Annotated in this window: 19 protein-coding genes; 9 read left to right on the top strand and 10 right to left on the bottom strand. The window is 68.6% G+C overall.

Translation table 11 applies throughout. The features are described 5' to 3' along the window. Positions 1-252: 252 nt before the first annotated feature. Both ACE37J_RS20385 and ACE37J_RS20380 read right to left on the bottom strand, forming a co-directional pair. Positions 253-1,443, bottom strand: a complete 1,191-nt coding sequence (locus ACE37J_RS20385) for a GSCFA domain-containing protein (RefSeq protein WP_409715120.1) — start codon at positions 1,441-1,443, stop codon at positions 253-255. Between the two features lie 75 nt (positions 1,444-1,518). Next, entirely contained in the window at positions 1,519-2,679 is a 1,161-nt protein-coding gene (locus ACE37J_RS20380) for a glycosyltransferase family 2 protein (RefSeq protein ID WP_409715117.1), read from the bottom strand. Positions 2,680-3,182: 503 nt separating this feature from the next. Here ACE37J_RS20380 and ACE37J_RS20375 point away from each other — a divergent pair. The 8 genes from ACE37J_RS20375 to ACE37J_RS20340 all read left to right on the top strand — a co-directional run bounded on the left by ACE37J_RS20375 (position 3,183) and on the right by ACE37J_RS20340 (position 11,044). Next, complete coding sequence (locus ACE37J_RS20375) at positions 3,183-4,040, top strand: hypothetical protein (protein ID WP_409715114.1); 858 nt, start codon at positions 3,183-3,185, stop codon at positions 4,038-4,040. Between the two features lie 90 nt (positions 4,041-4,130). Further along, positions 4,131-5,666 carry a 4-hydroxyphenylacetate 3-hydroxylase family protein gene (locus ACE37J_RS20370; protein ID WP_409715111.1) on the top strand — a complete coding sequence of 512 codons (1,536 nt, stop codon included), beginning with the start codon at positions 4,131-4,133 and terminating at the stop codon, positions 5,664-5,666. Next, complete coding sequence (locus ACE37J_RS20365; protein ID WP_409715108.1) at positions 5,663-6,703, top strand: DUF4268 domain-containing protein; 1,041 nt, start codon at positions 5,663-5,665, stop codon at positions 6,701-6,703. Before ACE37J_RS20370 ends, ACE37J_RS20365 begins: the two co-directional genes overlap by 4 nt. After that, a complete protein-coding gene (locus tag ACE37J_RS20360) occupies positions 6,690-7,820 on the top strand; it encodes an aromatic ring-hydroxylating oxygenase subunit alpha (RefSeq protein ID WP_409715105.1) in 1,131 nt (376 codons plus the stop codon). The genes ACE37J_RS20365 and ACE37J_RS20360 overlap by 14 nt, the downstream gene beginning before the upstream one ends. Positions 7,821-8,103: 283 nt before the next feature. After that, positions 8,104-9,258 carry a LysR substrate-binding domain-containing protein gene (locus ACE37J_RS20355; RefSeq protein WP_409715102.1) on the top strand — a complete coding sequence of 385 codons (1,155 nt, stop codon included), beginning with the start codon at positions 8,104-8,106 and terminating at the stop codon, positions 9,256-9,258. Further along, on the top strand, positions 9,255-9,671 hold the full coding sequence (locus tag ACE37J_RS20350; RefSeq protein WP_409715099.1) for a RidA family protein: 417 nt from the start codon (positions 9,255-9,257) through the stop codon (positions 9,669-9,671). Before ACE37J_RS20355 ends, ACE37J_RS20350 begins: the two co-directional genes overlap by 4 nt. Then, the gene (locus tag ACE37J_RS20345) at positions 9,668-10,342 is read left to right on the top strand and encodes a DUF1028 domain-containing protein (RefSeq protein ID WP_409715096.1); all 675 of its coding nucleotides are present in this window, start codon (positions 9,668-9,670) and stop codon (positions 10,340-10,342) included. Before ACE37J_RS20350 ends, ACE37J_RS20345 begins: the two co-directional genes overlap by 4 nt. 183 nt (positions 10,343-10,525) lie before the next feature. After that, positions 10,526-11,044, top strand: coding sequence for a hypothetical protein (locus ACE37J_RS20340; RefSeq protein WP_409715093.1), 519 nt, complete (start codon positions 10,526-10,528; stop codon positions 11,042-11,044). Here ACE37J_RS20340 and ACE37J_RS20335 read toward each other — a convergent pair. Together ACE37J_RS20335 and ACE37J_RS20330 are read right to left on the bottom strand one after the other, a co-directional pair. After that, a complete protein-coding gene (locus ACE37J_RS20335) occupies positions 10,965-11,297 on the bottom strand; it encodes a hypothetical protein (protein ID WP_409715090.1) in 333 nt (110 codons plus the stop codon). The genes ACE37J_RS20340 and ACE37J_RS20335 overlap by 80 nt on opposite strands. A 30-nt stretch (positions 11,298-11,327) precedes the next feature. Then, positions 11,328-11,972 carry a TetR/AcrR family transcriptional regulator gene (locus ACE37J_RS20330; protein WP_409715087.1) on the bottom strand — a complete coding sequence of 215 codons (645 nt, stop codon included), beginning with the start codon at positions 11,970-11,972 and terminating at the stop codon, positions 11,328-11,330. 199 nt (positions 11,973-12,171) lie between these two features. On the opposite strand from ACE37J_RS20330, the gene ACE37J_RS20325 reads away from it, so the two are divergent. After that, a complete protein-coding gene (locus ACE37J_RS20325; protein ID WP_409715084.1) occupies positions 12,172-12,564 on the top strand; it encodes a hypothetical protein in 393 nt (130 codons plus the stop codon). A gap of 4 nt (positions 12,565-12,568) precedes the next feature. Here the strand turns inward: ACE37J_RS20325 and ACE37J_RS20320 are convergent, their stop codons facing one another. The 6 genes from ACE37J_RS20320 to ACE37J_RS20295 all read right to left on the bottom strand — a co-directional run bounded on the left by ACE37J_RS20320 (position 12,569) and on the right by ACE37J_RS20295 (position 18,556). Then, positions 12,569-13,468, bottom strand: coding sequence for a DMT family transporter (locus tag ACE37J_RS20320; protein ID WP_409715081.1), 900 nt, complete (start codon positions 13,466-13,468; stop codon positions 12,569-12,571). Between the two features lie 75 nt (positions 13,469-13,543). After that, entirely contained in the window at positions 13,544-14,266 is a 723-nt protein-coding gene (locus ACE37J_RS20315; RefSeq protein WP_409715078.1) for a tRNA (guanine(46)-N(7))-methyltransferase TrmB, read from the bottom strand. 4 nt (positions 14,267-14,270) lie between these two features. Next, positions 14,271-15,452 carry a methionine adenosyltransferase gene (gene metK / locus ACE37J_RS20310; protein WP_409715074.1) on the bottom strand — a complete coding sequence of 394 codons (1,182 nt, stop codon included), beginning with the start codon at positions 15,450-15,452 and terminating at the stop codon, positions 14,271-14,273. Positions 15,453-15,555: 103 nt separating this feature from the next. Beyond that, on the bottom strand, positions 15,556-15,975 hold the full coding sequence (locus ACE37J_RS20305; RefSeq protein WP_409715070.1) for a helix-turn-helix domain-containing protein: 420 nt from the start codon (positions 15,973-15,975) through the stop codon (positions 15,556-15,558). Positions 15,976-16,137: 162 nt separating this feature from the next. Continuing rightward, positions 16,138-17,652 (bottom strand): apolipoprotein N-acyltransferase, encoded by a 1,515-nt coding sequence (gene lnt / locus ACE37J_RS20300; protein WP_409715067.1) that lies wholly within the window; start codon positions 17,650-17,652, stop codon positions 16,138-16,140. Positions 17,653-17,659: 7 nt separating this feature from the next. Continuing rightward, positions 17,660-18,556: a transporter associated domain-containing protein gene (locus ACE37J_RS20295; protein ID WP_409715064.1), complete on the bottom strand. Its 897-nt coding sequence runs from the start codon at positions 18,554-18,556 to the stop codon at positions 17,660-17,662. Positions 18,557-18,576 lie beyond the last annotated feature (20 nt).

Genomic DNA, 18,576 nt, shown 5'->3' with positions numbered 1-18,576 from the left:
CGCGCCTCGTGTGAATTACGGACGAATACGCCGCCCGCTGTGTGGTCCGACCGGAACGCCTGGTCGGTTGGGGTGACGGCGCGTTGAGTGTGGCCACGCCGCTTCAACTGAAGATAGTCGCACGCGCGCCGCTGTCACCCAAAGAATTGTTACCGGATGAAAGGATTCTGGCTCTGCCTTCTTTTCGCCAGAATCCGGCCCGCCTTCATTCGGCTTTCGGAAATCGCGGCCAAAACAAGATTTACCGCCGATTCACGATTCCGCCGGGTTTTCCGCAATTTCTGGCGAATCTGTTGCAGAATCACTCGTCCATGCCGCGAGGAGCCCCTCAAGCATGGCCTTCAGAGCGCGATCGGCCGAGGGCTCCTCCACCAGCGTTTCGCGTTCGAGGATCTTGCGGAGCCGCCGCGCGCGCCGCCCTTCGACGACGCGGCCGAGAAGCTCGGGAAAGAGCCCGGATGCGGAGCCGGCGCGGAGGAAGCCGCCGGTCATCTCCGCCTCTGTCAGCGCGCTGTCGCGGCACCAGGCCCGCTCGAACAGCATCATGATGTAGTCGAGCACCGCATCCTCCGGGTGCCGCCGGTCATGCTTCATGCAGCCGGCGAAAAGGTCCGTCACCAGCTCGTAGGAGGGCCAGTAATGGAGCGCGCCCTCCGGCCCGAGCTCGCGCACGATCTCGTCTATGGCGACGCGGAGCACGGATTTGGAGACGGCGTTGGAGGTGATGCAGGAATTCGGCCGGAAGGTCGCCTGGAGCGGGATGGGCGAGAGGGTGAAGACGATCTTCGCCTCCGGCCGGTGCTTCCGGATGAGCTGATGGATGCGGCGGAGATTGGCCTTGTTCTCCTCCACGGTGGAGACGCGGAACTTGTGGCGAGAAGGGTCGTAGACATCCTTCGGGATGGTGCGCCAGAAGACGGCGCCGGTCGGCTCGTCATACCAGATTTCCGAGAGGCCGAAGGTGAGGATGAAGACATCCGTCGTGTCGAACATCCGTCTCGTCCCGGCCTGCACCTCCGGGTCGTAGCCGTAGGTCGCGGCGTCATAGCCGTGCCAGAGCGGCTGCTCCCAGGTCTTCCCTTCCCAGGCCCATTCGAATTGCTGGAGGATGACGAACGAGTTCACCATCCCCTCGCCGCAGGCGACCACATAGGACTTGCCGGCGTCTTCCGCCTTGTTCAGCACGGTGTAATTGCGGCGGGCGAGCCAGTTGGAGATGTTCGCCGCGAAGCATGAGCCGAAAGCGGTGACCTGCGTGCGCGCGTCGATCACCGGGCTTTCGGGGGTCCAGCCCTGAAGGACGTATCGCTCCGGCCCGCCGGCGCGGAAGAGATGACGGTCATGCGGGAGGGCGTTCACGTGCTCGCCCCGGAACCAGGTGCGGAATTCCGGACCGGAGCGCGAGGTCGTCTGAAACTGGAGCTTCTCGGCTTTCCGGGCCATGCGCGCGTTCCTTCTGGGGCCTGTCATCGATCATCGCATTGCGGCGCGGCGTTGTTAAGGCGCGGTTGACGCGGCTCAGCGGCGGGGGGCGCCGAAGAGCCCGCGCTCGATCTCGTCGAGCCGCGCCGCCGCCTCCATCGCCGCGGCGCGAGGCTCGACATGGTCGAGAAGGCCGCGAAGCTCCGCGCAGAGGGCGGCGATGCGAGGTTCGGGGCGGGGTTCGGGGCGGGGTTCGGGCTCCTTCGCCGCGCGTTTCGGGGTGAACGGGGCGCGATGGTCCCCGGCCTCGACCAGCGCCAGCAGCTCCGCCCGGAGCGCGGCGATGTCGGGCCGGGCGCGGAGCTCCTCGATCTTCTCCCGGTGCCAGGAGACGGCCTCCCCGTGGAGACGGGCAAGTTCCGGATCTTCCTTCAGCCGGGCGATTTCGGCCTTCAGCGCGGGAAGGCGGCGGAGGATCGTCCTGTCCTCCGACCCGCCGCGGCACATGCGGCGCCAGTATTCGACGCCGAGATCGTGGTTCACATGATTGGCGCGCCCGCGATCCTTCTTCACCAGGTAGCCGTCGAGCGAGCGGACGGCGTAATGGTTCACCTGCGCCGCCTCGTAGGCGAAGCGGCGGGCCGGGCGGGTCAGGTTGTCCCCCTTGCCGAGGCGGCGGCCGTCCGGCTGCATCCAGACGAAGCGCGCCTCCCCCGCCTCCCGCGGGCCGTGGACGCCGAGCCGGGCGAGGGAAGGGAGGCGGCGGTAGAGGCATTTGGCGAAGCGGTCGGGGAAGCCGCCCTCCTCCAGCGGCCGCTCCGCCTCGATCATCGTCTCCGTCACGGGCGCGTCGCGAAACTCGATCTCCCCGCCATGGGAGAAGAGCCGCCAGGTGACGGGGATGCAATCCGCGCCCGGCGCGGAGGCGATGAGGGCCTGAACGGTTCCGTCGCCTACATGGATGTTGAGGAATTCGTCGGCGTCGGTGACGTAGAGCCACTCCGCCGCCCCGGTCAGCTCGTGGGCGAGGGCGTGCTTCAGCGCGCTTTTCTGCGGGCCCCGCTTCAGCACCTTGTTGCGCTCGTGCCGGGCGAGGCCGAGCTGCGTGAGCCGGTCCAGCATCGCGTCCGTCCCGTCCTCGCAATCGTTGGTGTAGACGAGGAGGGCGTCGAAGCCGATGAGGCGATGCCAGGCGACCCATTCGAGGAGATAGGGGGCCTCGTTCTTCATGGTGGAGATGAGGAGGGGGCGGGTCATGCGGGGATTTCCGCAGGGACGGCGAGGCCGCGCGGCGGCGTCGCGCCCCGCCGGGGCGTGATCCGGTCATTCGCATTCGGTCTTGGCTTGGCCATGGCGCGGAGCCCTCCCGGCGGAACGGTAGGGGAATATCGCACTGCGCTAAAGGCCGGCTTTTCCCTCTCAGGCCGTGCCGCCGGCAGGGTTCTGCGCCCGGCCTCTATCAGCGGGCTTCCGGGGGAAGCCCGCCGAGGCCGTCGCCCGGAGGCGAAGGCCGGAGGGCGATGGGCGCCGAGCCGCCGCGTACGTCGAAGATCTGCCGGCGGTCGCCGCGGTGGCCGCGGACTCGCGGCCGCCGGAGGGGCGGCGGCCGCGGGCAGATCAGCCGCGTGTCTGATCTGCCGGGCGCTCTTGACTCCGTCTCGCGAACAAACGGACGCATCGGCCGTTCGAAGGCCAATCCGCGGCGCTTCCCCCTCCCCCCGCCCCGCGCTAGGACAGGCGAAACCGCGAAAGGCCCGGCGATGCCCGATCTTCCCCCCGTCTCCGCGCTCTGGGTGGGCGGCGCGCTTTCCTGGCTTGAGCGGCTCTGCCTCACGTCCTTCGCGGAGATCGGCCATCCGGTGCGGCTCTACGCCTACGAACCGGTTTCGGGCGTGCCCGAAGGCGTGGAGGTTCGGGACGGGCGGGCGGTCGCGGGAACGGAGCTTTTCGTGCGGCATGAGCGTTCAGGCTCGCTCGCGCTCTTTTCCGATCTCTTCCGCTTCCGCCTGATGCTGCATGAGCCGGGGGCGATCTGGGTCGATACGGATGTTTATTGCCTCCGCCCGCTCGCCGGGCTTGGGCCCCACGTGTTCGGCTACGAGCAGCCGGGGCGGCTCAACGGGGCGGTGCTGGCGCTGCCGCCGGAGAGCGAGGCGCTGCGGCTGATGCTGGACCTTGTGGCGGACCCCTACGCCATTCCGGAATTCTACCCCGCCCCCGCGCGGGCGGAGATGGCGCGGCGGAAGGCGGAAGGGAACCCGATGCACGCCTCGGAAATGCCCTGGGGCGTCTGGGGCCCGCAGGGGCTCACCTGGTCGCTGCACAAGACCGGGGAGGCGCGGTTCGCGCGGGCGGAGGCGGTGTTCTACCCTTCCCCCTTCCCGGCGCGGGCGGAGTTCTTCAAGCGGCCGACGCTGACCCTGCGGCGGATCGGGGAGGAGACGCTTACCGTCCATCTCTGGGGCCGGATCAAGCGGATCGCGGGCAAGCGGCACGAGGGGCTCGCGCCTCCCGGTTCGTATCTCGGGACGCTGCTCGCGAAGCACGGGATCGACCCGGCGGAGTTTCCGGTGCGGGAGCACGGGCGGTTCAGCTTCGGGGACGACGAGGAGGGTTAGGCTGCGCCTAACTCCCGATGCGGAAAGCCATGCTTTCCCGAAGCCGATTTCGCGTTCATCCTTCCTTCATCCGACGACAGGGAGGCGACGATGATCCGCACGGGAGCCCAGTACCGCGACTCGATCCGCGACGGCCGCGAGGTCCATATCAACGGAGAGCGGGTGCGGGACGTGACCACGCACCCCGCCTTCAGGCCGCTGGTCGATATCCGCGCCCGCATCTACGACATGGCGCACGAGGCGGAGACGCAGGCCGTGATGACGGTGCGGGACGGCGAGGAGCTGAACGCCGTCGGCAACGCACTCCCGCGCACGCAAGCCGACTGGTGGGCGAAGCGCCGGGCGACGGACGCGGTGATGGAGGATGTCGGCGGAATCGTCACCCGCGTCGGCGACGAGACGGTCGGCGAGATGTGGTCCCTCTATGACGGGCAGGACGTGCTCAACGAGGTCGACCCGCAATTCTCGAAGAACATCGAGCGGCATATCCTGAAGGTGCTGCGGGAGGACCCGTTCCACGTCTCCGCCAACACCGACCCGAAGGGGGACCGTTCCAAGGCCCCGCAGGATCAGGACCCGGACATGCTGCTGCATGTCGTGAAGGAGACGGACGCGGGCATCGTCGTTCGCGGCGCGAAATACGAAACCGCCGCCGCCTACGCCAACCAGGCCTTCACCAAGCCGACCATCGCCAACTGGGGCAACGCCGCGCTCTCCGACTATGCGGTGGGGTTCATCTGCGATCTCGGGAGCCCGGGGCTCAAGTTCATCTGCCGGTCCGGCTTCGCCGGGGCGCGGGGCGGCTGCGTGCGGGCGGATATCCGCGACTATCCGCTCGCCAACCGGTTCGACGAGGTGGACACCATCGTCATCTTCGACAACGTGCTGATCCCGTGGGAGAATGTGCTCTTCTACCGGCACACCAAGGCCGCGACCTTCATCCGCGCCACGCTCCACCGCTATTCCGCCTTCGCCTTCGTGCAGCGGACGCTGAAGCAGGCGGACATGATGATCGGCGCCGCGCTCTTCAACGCGCGGCAGACGGGATTGGAGAAACAGCAGGCGGTGCAGGAGAAACTCTCCACCCTCGCCGTCTGGCGCGAGGGGATCAACGCGCATCTGACCGCCGCCATCGCGCTCGCGGAGCCTTCGCCGGCGGGGCTGCTGATGCCGAACCAGTCCCTGCTCTATACGGGCCGCGTCCACGCGATCTCGAAGCTGCACGAGATGATGCACATCGCGCGGGAGCTTTGCGGCGGGCAGATCTGCGTCACGCCCAACGTCGCCGACTTCGAGTCGGAGGAGACGCGGCCCTGGCTGGAGAAATACTACACCGTCAACGAGGACTGGGTGGCGGAGGACCGGCGGAAGCTCCTCGCCTTCGCGCGCGATCTTCTCAACTCGGATTATGCGGGGCACCGGCTGACCTTCCAGCTCTTCGCCCAGTCCCCGCCCTTCGCCCATCTCGCGGCGGTTTACCGGAACTTCGACTGGGAGGGGCCGCTCGATTTCGTGAAGAATTCCGCCGGGCTCTCGGATAACGTCATCAATCTTGACGGGCGGGCGAAGGGGGATGGCGCGGTGACGAAATGGTTCAGCGAGAACATGCCGAAGGCGGCTGAGTGACGGGAACTTCGCTCGGGCGCCTTCAGCGCGTCGAACTTCGTGAGATTTGGGCGAGCGAACCGGCAGACTTCACGCCCTGGCTCGCACGCGAGGAGAATCTCTCGGTTCTCGCCGAGGCCGTAGGTTTGGAATTGGAGCTTGAAGCACAAGAAAGAGCAGTAGGTCCGTTCAGGGCTGACATATTGTGCAAGGATATTGGAACCGGAGACTGGGTCCTTGTTGAGAACCAATTGGAGAGAACAGACCATACGCATCTTGGGCAATTGCTTACATACGCGTCCGGTCTGGAAGCTGTTACGATTGTTTGGGTAGCTGGTAGATTTACCGAAGAACACAGATCGACCTTGGATTGGCTGAACAAAATAACAGACGAGAGATTCCGTTTTTTCGGTCTCGAAGTTGAGCTTTGGCGGATAGGAGCGTCGCCAGCTGCGCCGAAATTCAACGTGGTGTCCAAGCCTAACAACTGGTCTCGCGCTGTGGCCGAGGCCGCACGAAACATTGACGATGTTGGACTTTCTGAAGTTAGAGCTTCGCAGCTCGCCTACTTTCAGGCCTTGAACACAGTTTTAGAAGGCAAACAAGGGCCAGTAAGAGGAAACAGAAAACCTTTACCCCAAGCTTGGATAGAATATCCTATTGGTCGGACGAACTTTAAGGTGGCCGCAGCCATGCTAAGGCCATCTCGCTGTATACGCGCCGAATTATATATCGCCGGAGTCGACGCAAAAGGTTTTTTCGCAAGATTGATTAACGATCGAAGAAGTCTGGAGTCTGAGCTTGGCTTCCCGCTCGAGTGGGAGGAGCTGCCTGAACGGCGCGATTGTCGTATTTGCGTTTATCTGCGTGACCTTGATCCGCTGGATCGGGGGGACTGGCCGCGCCAGCACGAATGGCTGGCGGAGCACCTGAATTCATTACATCGTGTGTTCAGAGAGCGGGTCCGGTCTCTAACCCCAGACTTCACGCGAACAGGCGTGAGAGACGCGCTTGGATACCCAGTCAATGAGGAAGGAGTAGGTGATGACACGGCATGACCCCCTCGACGCCGCCGCCGAGCTGAAGGCGAACGTCTCCGTCCCCTTCGAGCGGGCGCGGGCCATGCCGCGCTCGGTCTACACTTCCGAGGCGTTTCTCAAGCGGGAGATGGAGGAGATTTTCGCCCGCGAATGGTATTGCGTCGGGCGGTCCGACCAGTTCGCGAAGCCTGGAGATTACATCGCCACCGAGCTGGCGGGCCAGCCGATCATGGTGCTCAGGGACAGGGACGGCGCGCTCCGCGCGCAGTCGAATGTCTGCCGGCACCGGATGTCCACGCTGCTGGAAGGCTCCGGCAATGTGGGCTCCATCGTCTGCCCCTATCACGCCTGGACCTACAATCTCGACGGCACGCTTCGCGGCGCGCCGGGGATGACGAAGAACGAGGCCTTCGACAAGAAAGACATATGCCTGCCGCAGATCCGCTGCGCCGAATGGCTCGGCTGGGTGCTGGTGACGCTGAACCCCGAGGCGGCGGACCCGGCGGAGCAGTTGCGCGGGGTCTCCGACCTCGTGGGCGATTTCGGGATGGAGGAGTATGCCCAGACCTTCCAGGAGGAGCATCGCTGGAACACCAACTGGAAGGTTCTGGCCGAGAACTTCATGGAGAGCTACCACCTCCCAGTCTGCCACGGCGGCACCATCGGGAGCTTCGTGAAGCTTGAGGAGATGGAATGCCCGCCGGGGCTGCCGGCCTTCAACTATCACTGGATATTGAAGGACCCGTCCTTCTTCCTCTCCGTCGCGCATCCGAACTCGACGCGGCTTCAGGGGGAGCGGCGGCGTATGACTTATCTGATCTCGATCTATCCGAGCCTGATGATCACGCTGACGCCCGGATATTTCTGGTATCTTTCGCTGCACCCGGATGGCGTGGACCATGTCCGAATTCTCTACGGCGGCGGGCTTTCCCCCGACTTTGCGGCGGACCCGGAGGCGGAGGCGCATTTCACTGCGACGAAGAAGCTCCTCGACGAGGTGAACGACGAAGACAAGGGCTGCACCGAGAAGGTGTTCCGCGGGCTCTGCTCCGCGATGGCGGAGCCGGGGCCGCTCTCGCATCTCGAACGGCCCAACTACGATTTCGCGAGCTGGATCGCGGGCAAGCTGGAATGAGCGCGGCGGCGCCCATCCGCGCCGCCTGCGCCCGCAGAGACGCGATGCAGGGTAAGAATGGAGCGCCCGGCCGATACGCCCCGCGTATCGGCCCGCGGCCGCCCGCCCCCAGGCGGCCGCGAGTCCGCGGCCACCACGGGCGGCCGCGCGCCGATGCAGCCGTTCGGGAAGGCTTGGCGCCCCTCGCCCTGCGGCTTGCGCCTCCGGGCGAACAGCCTCGGCGACCTTCCACTGGAAGGTCGCTTGTCGAGGCTGCGGCGCGCCACCTCGAAGCAACCGCCCCATGACCGCCCCGCCCATCCGCGCCGCCTTCCTCGAAGGGATGAGCCGCGCCGCCGCCACGGTGAACGTGGTGACGACGGACGGGCCGGCGGGGCGCGCGGGCGTCACCGTCTCCGCCATGTCCTCCGTCTCGGCGGATGGCGAGGCGCCGACGATGCTCGTCTGCGTCCATCATCGTTCGCCTGCGGCGGAGACGATCATCGCCAACGGCTGCTTCTGCGCCAATGTGCTGCGGGACGACCAGTCCGACATTTCCGACGCCTTCGCGGGAAGGATCGCGCAGCCCGGCGGGGACAAGTTCGCCTGCGCCCAGTGGCGCGCGATGGCGACGGGCGCGCCGCGGGTGGTGGACCCGCTGACGGCCTTCGATTGCCGCGTCGTCTCCGCGGAGCGGGTGGGGACGCATCATGTCTTCATCGGGGAGGTGCGGGAGGTGTTCCTCGCGGAAACCGGCTCCCCGCTCATCTTCGCGAACCGCGCCTATGGCGCCGCGGTGCGGCTCGGGCCCGGCCCGGGCGGACGGGCGGCCGCGGGGAAGCTTTCGGTCGGCGCGCTCCACACGATCGGGCCCTATGTGCTGCCGGGCGTCCTTCGCGCGCTGGCGGAGGAGACCGGCGCGCTCGACATCGAGATCCACGAGGGGGACCAGGCGCATCTGGCGCGGAAGCTGCGGGCGGGGGAGATCGACCTCGCCTTTCTCTATGACATCAGGCTCGGGCGCGGGCTCTCCACCATCCCGATCACGGACCTGCAGCCTTACGTGCTGATGGCCGAGGGCTCCGCCATGGCGGCGCGGGACCGCTGGCGGCTCGCGGATCTTGCGGCGGAGCCGATGGTGCTTCTGAACTCGCCGCCCTCCCGCGATTATTTCCTCGGGCTTTTCGAGGGGATCGCGGAGCCGCGGGTCGCCTATACGGCGCAAAGCTTCGAGATGGTGCGGGGACTGGTGGCGCACGGGCTCGGCTATACGATCCTCGCCACCAAGCCCGCCTCCCCGATGAGCTATGACGGCAAGGCGCTGACAATCCGGCCTCTGGCCGACGAGGTGAAACCTTCCCGCCTCGTGCTGGCGCAGCGCGAGGGCGCGGCGCGGAGCCCGCTCGCCGAGACCTTCATCCTCCACTGCATCGAGATATTCGGACTGGACCTCGCATGACCACGCATGAGCGCATCCGCCCCTTCAACACGAAGGAGACATACCCCGAGCAGAAGCTCGACAACGACCTCGCGCAGGCGGTCGTTGCCGAGGGGCGGATGGTGTTCCTGCGCGGGCAATGCCCGCAGGAGCTGGACGGGGGCGCGAATGTCGGCGTCGGGGACCCTGTGGCGCAAGCCCACAAGGTCATGCAGAACATCATGCAATTGCTGGGCGAATGCGGCGCGGAGCCGGCGCATCTCGTGAAGCTCGTCGTCTACCTGACGGACGTGCGGCACCGCGAGGCGGTCTATCGGGTGATGGGCGAGTACATCCACGGGGTTCATCCTGTCTGCACGGGGCTGGTGGTGGTGGCGCTGGCGCGGCCGGAATGGCTGGTGGAGATCGACGCCACCGCGGTCATTCCGCGATGACCTTCGCCATCGTCGCCCGCTGCGCCGCGACCGGCGCCTTCGGCGTCGCCGTCGCCTCCTCCTCCCCCGCCGTCGCCGCGCGCTGCGCCTATGCGGAGGCGGGGGTGGGCGCGGCGACGAGCCAGAACGTGACCGACCCGCGGCTCGGCCCCCGCGCGCTCCGGCTGATGCGGGACGGGGCGGGGGCGGCGGAGGCGGCCGCGATCATCGCGCGGACGGCGGAGCATGGCGCATACCGGCAGGTTCTGGCGGTGGATGCGACGGGGGGAACGGGCATCTTCTCCGGCGCGAAGTCGCTCGGGATACATGCCGAGGCGCGGGGGGAGAACGTCGCCTGCGCGGGGAACCTGCTGGCGAACGAGGGCGTGCCGGGGGCGATGGTCGCGGCCTTTCTCAGCGCCGGGGGCGCGCTGGGGGACAGGATCGTCGCCGCGATGCGCGCTGCGCTCGCAGCCGGCGGGGAGGCCGGGCCGGTGCGCTCCGCGGGCATGAAGATCGTGACGGACGTTCCCTGGCCGGTCGCCGACCTCCGCGTGGACTGGACGGAGGGCTGCCCGGTGACGGAGCTGGCCGCGCTCTGGGAGCGGTGGAAGCCGGAGATGGAGGCCTACCGCACGCGGGCGCTGAACCCCGGCGAGGCGCCGAGCTACGGCGTGCCGGGGGACGAATGACCGCTTTACCGTAGCACCCGGAGCGATATGGGCCGCTCCGCCTCCATAAGGTCAAGCAAGCGCCGCCTGCGGGCCCCGTTCCCGACATGATCGTGAAAAACACTACGGTTGATAGCGGAGCATGGACGAAGCGCGTATTTCTGGTCCGGTCGCCCGCCGCATTTCGATCTGGGGGGCGAAGGAATGATTGAAACGGAAACGAACGAGATCGCCGAGGCCTATACCGCGCTCGTGGAGATACTCTACCTCAACGCGGACGCCCGACTGATGGACGGCGGCTTAGACAGGGTCGATGCGGCGATCGCCAGAACGTCGTCGATCCTGCTGGAGCGATGGGCGGCCCGGCTCGAGACGGCCCTGCGCGCCATGGCGCGGGACGGGGCGGAGCCCGCGAGGCCGGACAACGCGAGCGAGCCGGAGGCGTTCGACGCGCCGGAACGAGCGGACGAGCGCCTGGAGCGCGTCTCGGCTCTCCTGCGCCGCGTGCTCCGCGTGGTCGAGACGGAGCGGTTCCGCGCGGCGGATCAGTCAGACTGCGCCGAAACCACCCGTAAGACGCTCCGCGCCATCGAGACGCTGCGCGCATTGTGGTCGGATCGGCTGCCGTCGGACGCCGCGCGCCTCAATCCGCCGGTTGCGCGCCCGGCGGCGCCGGAGGTCGGCGCCGCGCCCAGTTCAGAGTGTTCGCCGCGACTGCACTAAGGGCTACCGCGCCGCCGAGGAGCGTGTTCACGCTCGCCTGCTCGGCAAGCAGGAGGAAGACCCAGACGTGGGCGAGCAGCGCCTCGATCATCGTGATGAGCGTCGGCTCCGCCACCGGCGCGGCGCGGCTGCCGATGGTGCGGAACGTCATCCCCGCGCCGGGAAGGACGGCGTCCGTTGCGAGGGCGGCGGCGACCAGCAGATTCGCCGCGCTCCGGGAGCGGTGGCGGCCGGAGGTGGGGGCCTGCCGCATGCGGGCGCCAAACCCGGCGGCGACGCCGGGTTATGGCGCGCCGGTCGACGAGTCGCGAAGCCCGGCGAGCGCGCCGATCCCGGCCATAACGGCCTCCACGCAGTCCGCCGCTCCGCTCCCGTCGAACACCGCGGCGCGGAGGGCGTCGGTGTAGATCGCGAAGATCGCCCGCGTCGCCGCCTTCGTGTCGAGATCGGGGGCGAAGACGCCGGAGGCCGCGCCCTCCCGCAGGATCGCCTCGACCGGCGCGAGCGCGCGTTCAAGCTGCTCCTTGTTGTCCGCCTCCGTCTCCTCCGGCCATTCCCATGACCAGGCCTGCATGACCGCGAGAAGCTCTGCGTCGCGCGCATCCGCCTCGGCATAGACCATGAGAGCGGCCCGGAGGCGCGCCCATGGATCGCCGGGCGCCGCTGCGGCGCGGTGGGCGAGCGCCGTCTGCTCCGCGTTGCTCTCGCTGATGAGGGCGTAGAGCAGGCCCGCCTTTGCGGTGAAATGCGCATGGATCATGCCGTGCGTCACGCCCGCTTCGCGGGCGATCTCCGTCACCGAGACATTGCGATAGCCGTGCTCGGCGAAAAGCCGCCGCGCGGCGGCCAGCAGCCGGGCGCGGGTCTCCTCGCTCTGGCGGTCTTTGGCGGTCGGGGTACGGGGGCGGGCGCGGAAGGATCTGCTCATGCCGTGACCTTAACTTTGACGCAAACAATGTCAAGATTTACCGCCATGTGGCCATTGTTCTGTCATTATCATTGTCAATATCAATAGATGACCGGGGCCTTCGAGTTCGGCCACGGAGTATCCGCTTGCGAGGAGAGGCGCCGTGCAGACATGTCGACAAAGGGCGGAGATCGCCGAAGCAAGGACCATGCTTGTCCGAATGCGTTATCTGGTCGCCGACGCCCGCGCGGGCGGAAGCAAAGGGGATGCGTTTTCGGTCGCCGTGCTCCGCGCCGCCGAACCCTGGCTCCACCGATGGGCCTACTGCTTCGAGAGCACGCTGCGCGCCGCCGAAAGGTGCGCCATGCGCAAGGGCGGCACGCCCGGCGCGCGCCGCCCGGAGGCGACCGAACAGGCGCCCGGCGCGCCGGCTGACGCCGCCGCCTATCTGCGCGTTCTCGCCGCCATTCTGCGCCGCGCGCTTCTCATCGCGGACACGCAGTGGTTTTGCGAGTTCGACAACTTCGGCTGCGCTCGGATGACCGAAAACCTTCTGATCTTCCTGGAATCCGTGGATGCGGGGCCGGAAGAGCCTTCGGCGCCGAAAGGCTGACCCGTCAAACCGCCTGATTGGCCGCCGGCCTCCGCCGGGCGCCGGAGAGCGCGTTGGCCGCGACGGCGGCGAGTATGACGGCGCCGCCGAGGAGCGTGCTCGGCGTCGCCTGCTCGCCGAGGAGGAGGAAGACCCAGACCGGGGCGAGGAGAACCTCGATCATGGTGATGAGCGTCAGCTCAGCCGCGGGCACGGCGCGGCTGCCGATGGTGTAGAGCGTCATCCCCGCGCCGAGAAGGACGGCGCCCATGGCGAGGGCGACGCCCATCTCCTCAGCCGGGATCAGGATCGTCTTCCCGCCCGCCAGCGTGACGGCGAGGGCGACGAGGGCGGCAAGGGCGGCGCCGATCAGCACTGCGGGCAGCATGTCCCCCACCCTGCCCCACCGCAGCGCGATGGTGAATACGGCGAAGCCGGCGGCGGAGAGGAGGGCGGCGAGGCTGCCCGCGCCCATCCCCTCCCCGAGCGCGAGCCCCTGCCGGACCATGAGGCCGACGCCGAAGGCGGCGAGCAGCATGGCGCCCCAGGTCGCCGGGCGCACCGGCTCCCGCAGGATCGGCCAGGCGAGGAGCGCGGTGATGAAGGGCGATGCGGCGAAGAGGAAGACGGCGTTGGCCACGCTCGTCGCCTGGATGGCGTAGATCGCGCCGGCGAAGGCGACGACGAGGCCCGACCCGCCGATCAGGCCGGGCAGGCCCACCGACCGGATCGCGGCGAAGGGCCGGCCGCCCGAGCGCCAGGCGACGAGGAGAAAGAGCGCGGGCAGGAGGCCGACCGAGCGCCAGAACAGGATCTGCCAGGCGTCCGCCGTCTCGATCATCCGGATGGCGAGGCCCATGAGGGACCAGAGGATTGCGGCGAGGGCGACGAGCAGCGCCCCGGCGCGATAGCTGAGTTCGGGCATGGATCCTCCACCCCCGGCCTTAACCGCCCGTCGCGGCCCGATCTGTTCCGCCCGCGACGCGGACGGGCGTCGTTTTCAGACCCTGACGAAGGTGAGGTAATGGGGCGGCCGCCCCTCCGCGAGCGCCTTCGCCTCGTAGCGGGTGCCCGGCCAGTCCGCCCAGGGGCGGCGCCAGTCTTCCGGCCCTTCCGCGGTCCAGCGGAAGGCGGGCGCGGCGCGCATCGCCTCCAGCACGTGGCGGACATAGTCGGGGATGTCCGTCGCCACATGGAGGCGGGCGCCCGGCGCGGCGATGCGGGCGAGATGGGGAAGCGTCTCCGGCCCGATGAAGCGGCGGCGGTGGTGGCGCTTCTTCGGCCAGGGATCGGGGTAGTTCACGAAGATGCGGGAGAAGGCGGCGTCCGGCGCAACATCGAACACTTCCCGCGCGTCGCCCTCGTGCAGGCGGACATTCGGGAGCGGCGCGGCCTCAAGCCCGGAGAGGCACATGGCGACGCCGTTGCGGAAGGGCTCGCAGCCGAGGAGGAGCGTGGAGGGGTTCCCGCGCGCCATGGCGAGGAGATGCTCGCCGCCGCCGAAGCCGACTTCGAGCCACGCCTCCCGGCAACCGGGTTCGAGCGCGCGGAAGTCGATGGGCCGGCGCTCCGGATTCTCCGCCCAGGCGAGGCCCGGGACGGAGAGATCCTCAAGACGTTCCTCCAGAAGGGATTTCTGCCCCTTGCGCAGGGTCTTGCCCCGGCGGCGGCCGTAGAAGTTCCGCCAGGGCGCGCCGTCCTCGCGCGGGGTCAGCTTCCCCATCGCGTCAGAGCGCCGCCTTCAGCGCCTCCGCAAGGTCCGTCCGCTCCCAGGAGAAGCCGCCGTCCGCCTCCGGCGCGCGGCCGAAATGGCCATAGGCCGAGGTGCGGGCGTAGATCGGGCGGTTGAGGCCGAGATGGGTGCGGATGCCGCGGGGCGTCAGGTCCATCGCCTTCGCCACCGCGCGCTCGATCGCCGCCTCTTCGGTCTCGCCCGTCCCGTGCGTGTCCACATAGATGGAGAGCGGGCGGGCGACGCCGATGGCGTAGGAAAGCTGGAGCGTGCAGCGCTGCGCGAGGCCGGCGGCGACGACGTTCTTCGCGAGGTAACGGGCGGCGTAGGCGGCGGACCGGTCAACCTTCGTCGGGTCCTTGCCGGAGAAGGCGCCGCCGCCATGCGGCGCGGCCCCGCCATAGGTGTCCACGATGATCTTGCGGCCCGTCAGCCCGGCGTCCCCGTCAGGCCCGCCGATGACGAACTTGCCGGTCGGGTTCACGTGCCAGACCGTCTCCGCCGAAATCCAGCCCTCCGGCAGCGTCTCCCGGATGTAGGGCTCGACGACGGCGCGCACGTCGTCCGACGTCATGCTCTCGTCGAGATGCTGGGTGGAAAGCACGATCTGCGTGACGCCGACGGGCTTTCCGCCCTCGTAATGCACGGAGATCTGGCTCTTCGCGTCCGGCCCGAGCTTCGGCTCGGCGCCGGATTTCCGCACCTCGGCGAGGCGGCGGAGGATGGCGTGAGCGTAGAGGATCGGCGCGGGCATGAGCTCCGGCGTCTCGTCCGTCGCGTAGCCGAACATGATGCCCTGGTCGCCCGCGCCCTCATCCTTGTTCTCGGAGGCGTTGACGCCCTGGGCGATGTGGGCGGACTGCTCGTGAAGAAGATTCGTCACCTCCACCGTGGCGTGGTGGAACTTCTCCTGCTCGTAGCCGATGTCCTTCACCGCCGCGCGGGCGATATCCTCGATCCGGCCCATATAGTCCTTCAGCTTGGCCTGGTCGGATAGCCCGACCTCCCCGCCGATGACGATGCGGTTGGTGGTGGCGAAGGTTTCGCAGGCGACGCGGGCCTCGGGCTCCTCGCTCAGGAAGGCGTCGAGCACGGCGTCCGAAATCCGGTCGCACACCTTGTCGGGATGGCCTTCGGAGACGGATTCCGAAGTGAAGACGTAGTCGCTGCGCGCCATGAAGGCCACCCTCCGATAACTGGCCGGGGCGCGGCTCGCCCCGGAAAACCCGCGCGGGTTTAAGCGCGCGAGCCCGTCCGGTCAACCGGCGGGCGCTGGCCGCTCAGCCCTCGCCGGCGACAGAGCGCACCAGCTCGGCCAACCGCCGCCGGGTCGCCTGATCGGTGATCCGCTGGAAGGAGCGGTTCAGCTCGAGCCCCTCGGCGCTCGATACGAAGTCCGAGATGCGGATGGTGCCGCCCGCTTCGCCTGCCTCGGCCGCGGCTTCCGCGGCGCAGGGAAGGCCGGCGACGGCGGAATCCGGCATGTCCTCGAAGAAGAACTGCACCGGCGCATCAAGCACGCGGGCGATGGCGTAGAGACGGCTCGCGCCGATCCGGTTCACGCCCTTCTCGTATTTCTGCACCTGCTGGAAGGTCAGGCCCAGATGGCGGCCCAGACGCTCCTGACTCATCCCTAGCGACATCCGACGCAGGCGGACTCGCGATCCGACGTGAACGTCGATCGGGTTTGGCCCCTTCATTCCTGTCTCTCCCCCATCGACCGTAGCACGACGCCCCGACGCCCGGAACGTTCCGGGCCGCCGCCAAACACGGGCTGTCGTGAAGTCAGGTCCCACCCCTCTTCACCCATGCAGGTAACCGCCCGGAATCCTCATTTCCAACCGGTTTTTCGCGAATTCACCCTAATCGCCGCGCCGGCGCCGACCTTGGGTTGAAAGAATGCACAGGAGGAGGAGGGCGAGGGTTGTATATGTCTCGCCCGTCCGGGCGTAGGGCGGAGGCGGAAGCGAATCAGGCAGGCGGGCGTCGAGCGCCCGCTCCCCGGCGGCGGCCTCCTCCGCGCGACCCCAGGGGTCGATCATCGCGGAGATCCCGCGGTTGGCGGCGCGGGCGACGGGCAGGCCCGTCTCCACCGCGCGCATGCGCGCCATCTCGAAGTGCTGGCGCGGCCCGGCCCAGCCGCCGAACCAGCCGTCATTGGTGACAAGCACGAGCCAGCCGGCGCCGGCGGCGGCGCGCGCCGTCTCCCGCGGAAAGATCATCTCGTAGCATATGAGTGGCGCGAAAGGCGGCAGGCCCGGCGCCTGCATGAGCGCCGGCGCCGCCCCCGGGACGATGCCGGCGCCGAGCCCGGCGAGGCTCTTGAGCCCGATCGCCGCCATCGCAGCGTCGAACGGCAGGTATTCGCCGAAGGGCACGAGATGGACCTTGTCATAGGGCGCGGAGAGGCCCTGCCCGTCCAGCAGGAAGAAGGAATTGCGCCAGAGCGCGCCGACCTCGATCCGGCCCTCCGGCCCGGCGTCGAGCCGGAGCGAGCCAAGGCCAAGCGCGGCGGGGCCGAGCGCGCGGGCGATCATCGCCTGCGCTTCCGGCGCCATGTCTATGGGGAAGGATATGGCCGCCTCGGGCCACAGGACGATCGCGGGCGGCTCCGCGCCGCCCTCCGAGAGGGCGAGGAGACGCTCGAAGAAGAGACGCGCGTTCTCGGGCGCCCATTTCTCGTTCTGGTCAATTTCGGTGCGGAGGATGCGGACGAGCGGGCGGGATGGGTCCGCCTCGACCCCTTCCGGAATGCGGGCGGCGCCCCACAGCCAGAGGCCGGCGAGCGCGGGAAGGCAGAGCAGCGCGGGAAGAGCCCGCCGCTTCGGCTCCAGCAGCGCGCCGGGGGCGAGGAGGGCGCCGAGAGTCAGGAGGCTGAGGCCATAGGGGCCGATCAGAGCGGCGGACTGGAGGAGCGGCGTCTCCATCCAGGCATAGGCGGGCAGCGCCCAGGGAAAGCCGGTGAGGATGTAGCTCCGCGCGAATTCCAGGAGCGCCCACGCGGCGGCGAGGAGGAAGGGCCCTCCGCCGAAGCGGCGGAGTGCGGCGGCGAGGGCGAAGCCGGCGCCCCAGAAGAGGGCGAGGCCCCCCGCCATGAGGAGGAGGGCGAAGGGCGCCATCCAGCCGTGCCGCGCCGCGTCCACCAGGAAGGGCTCCACGATCCAGTGCAGCGTCAGGCCGAAGAAGGCTGCGCCGGCGGCCCAGCCCGTGAGGAAGGCGGCGCGGGCTGTCTCCGCCCGCGCCCAGAAAAGATAGAGGAACGGCCCGGAGGCGAAGAGTGCGGGCCAGAGGCCGAGCGGCGGCTGCGCCAGCGCCATGGCCGCGCCCGCAAGGGCGGCGCCGGCGAGCCGGAGGCCCGGGGGGCGCAACCCGGCCATGCGCCGCTCAGGCCTCGCCCGGCGCCCGCTCGGCATCCACAAGGCGGATGCGCAGCCGCTTGATGCGACGCGGATCGGCCTCGATCACCTCGAATTCATGGCCGTCGGGATGGCGGATGACCTCGCCGCGCTCCGGCACCCGGTTCGAAAGCCTGAAGACGAGCCCGCCGAGCGTGTCCACCTCCTCGTCAAGATCGTCGGCAAGAAGGTCTACCCCCGCCTCCTCCTCGAAGGCGGAAAGCTCGGCGCGGGCGTTGGCGACCCATACGCCCGGCGCCTCCCGCCGCCAGAAGGCCTCGTCCGCCTCGTCATGCTCGTCGTCGATGTCGCCGACGATCTGCTCCACGAGGTCCTCGATCGTCACCAATCCGTCCACCCCGCCGTATTCGTCGATCACGAGCGCCATGTGGACGCGGCGCTGCTGCATCCGCTGCATCAGCCGGGCGGTGAGCATGGAGGGCGGGACGACGAGCATCGGCCGGATGAAATCCTCGATCAGGAAGGGCGTCGCCGAGACGGGGGCGGAGCCCGCCTCCGGCGCGAAGCCGCGGGAGAGGGCTACGTCCTTCACGTGGATGAAGCCGATCGGGTCGTCCAGCGTCTCCCGATAGACGGGAAGGCGGGAATGGGACCCCTCGCGGAACGCCTCCGTCAGTTCCTCCAGCGTCGCCGCCGCGTCCACTGCGACGATGTCCGCCCGCGGGATCATGATGTCATCCACCCGCTGCCCGCGCATGGTGCGGATGTTGGTGAGGAGCGCGCGTTCCGACGCCGTCTCCCCCGCATCCGCGCGCGGCTCGCCCTCTCCGTTGCCTATGCCGAGGAGGCGGGCGAGGAAGCCTCGCTGTCGGCTTTCCTCTTCCTTCGGTTCCGCCTCCAGCCGAGGCTCCGGTTCTTCGTTCATGCGCTCCGATCCCGCCGCGC

The sequence above is a fragment of the Pikeienuella sp. genome (assembly GCF_046290545.1).
Classification (GTDB): Bacteria; Pseudomonadota; Alphaproteobacteria; order Rhodobacterales; family Rhodobacteraceae; genus Pikeienuella.
Note: the sequence above shows the minus strand (reverse complement) of the source record. Positions and strands in the feature narration are given on the sequence as shown.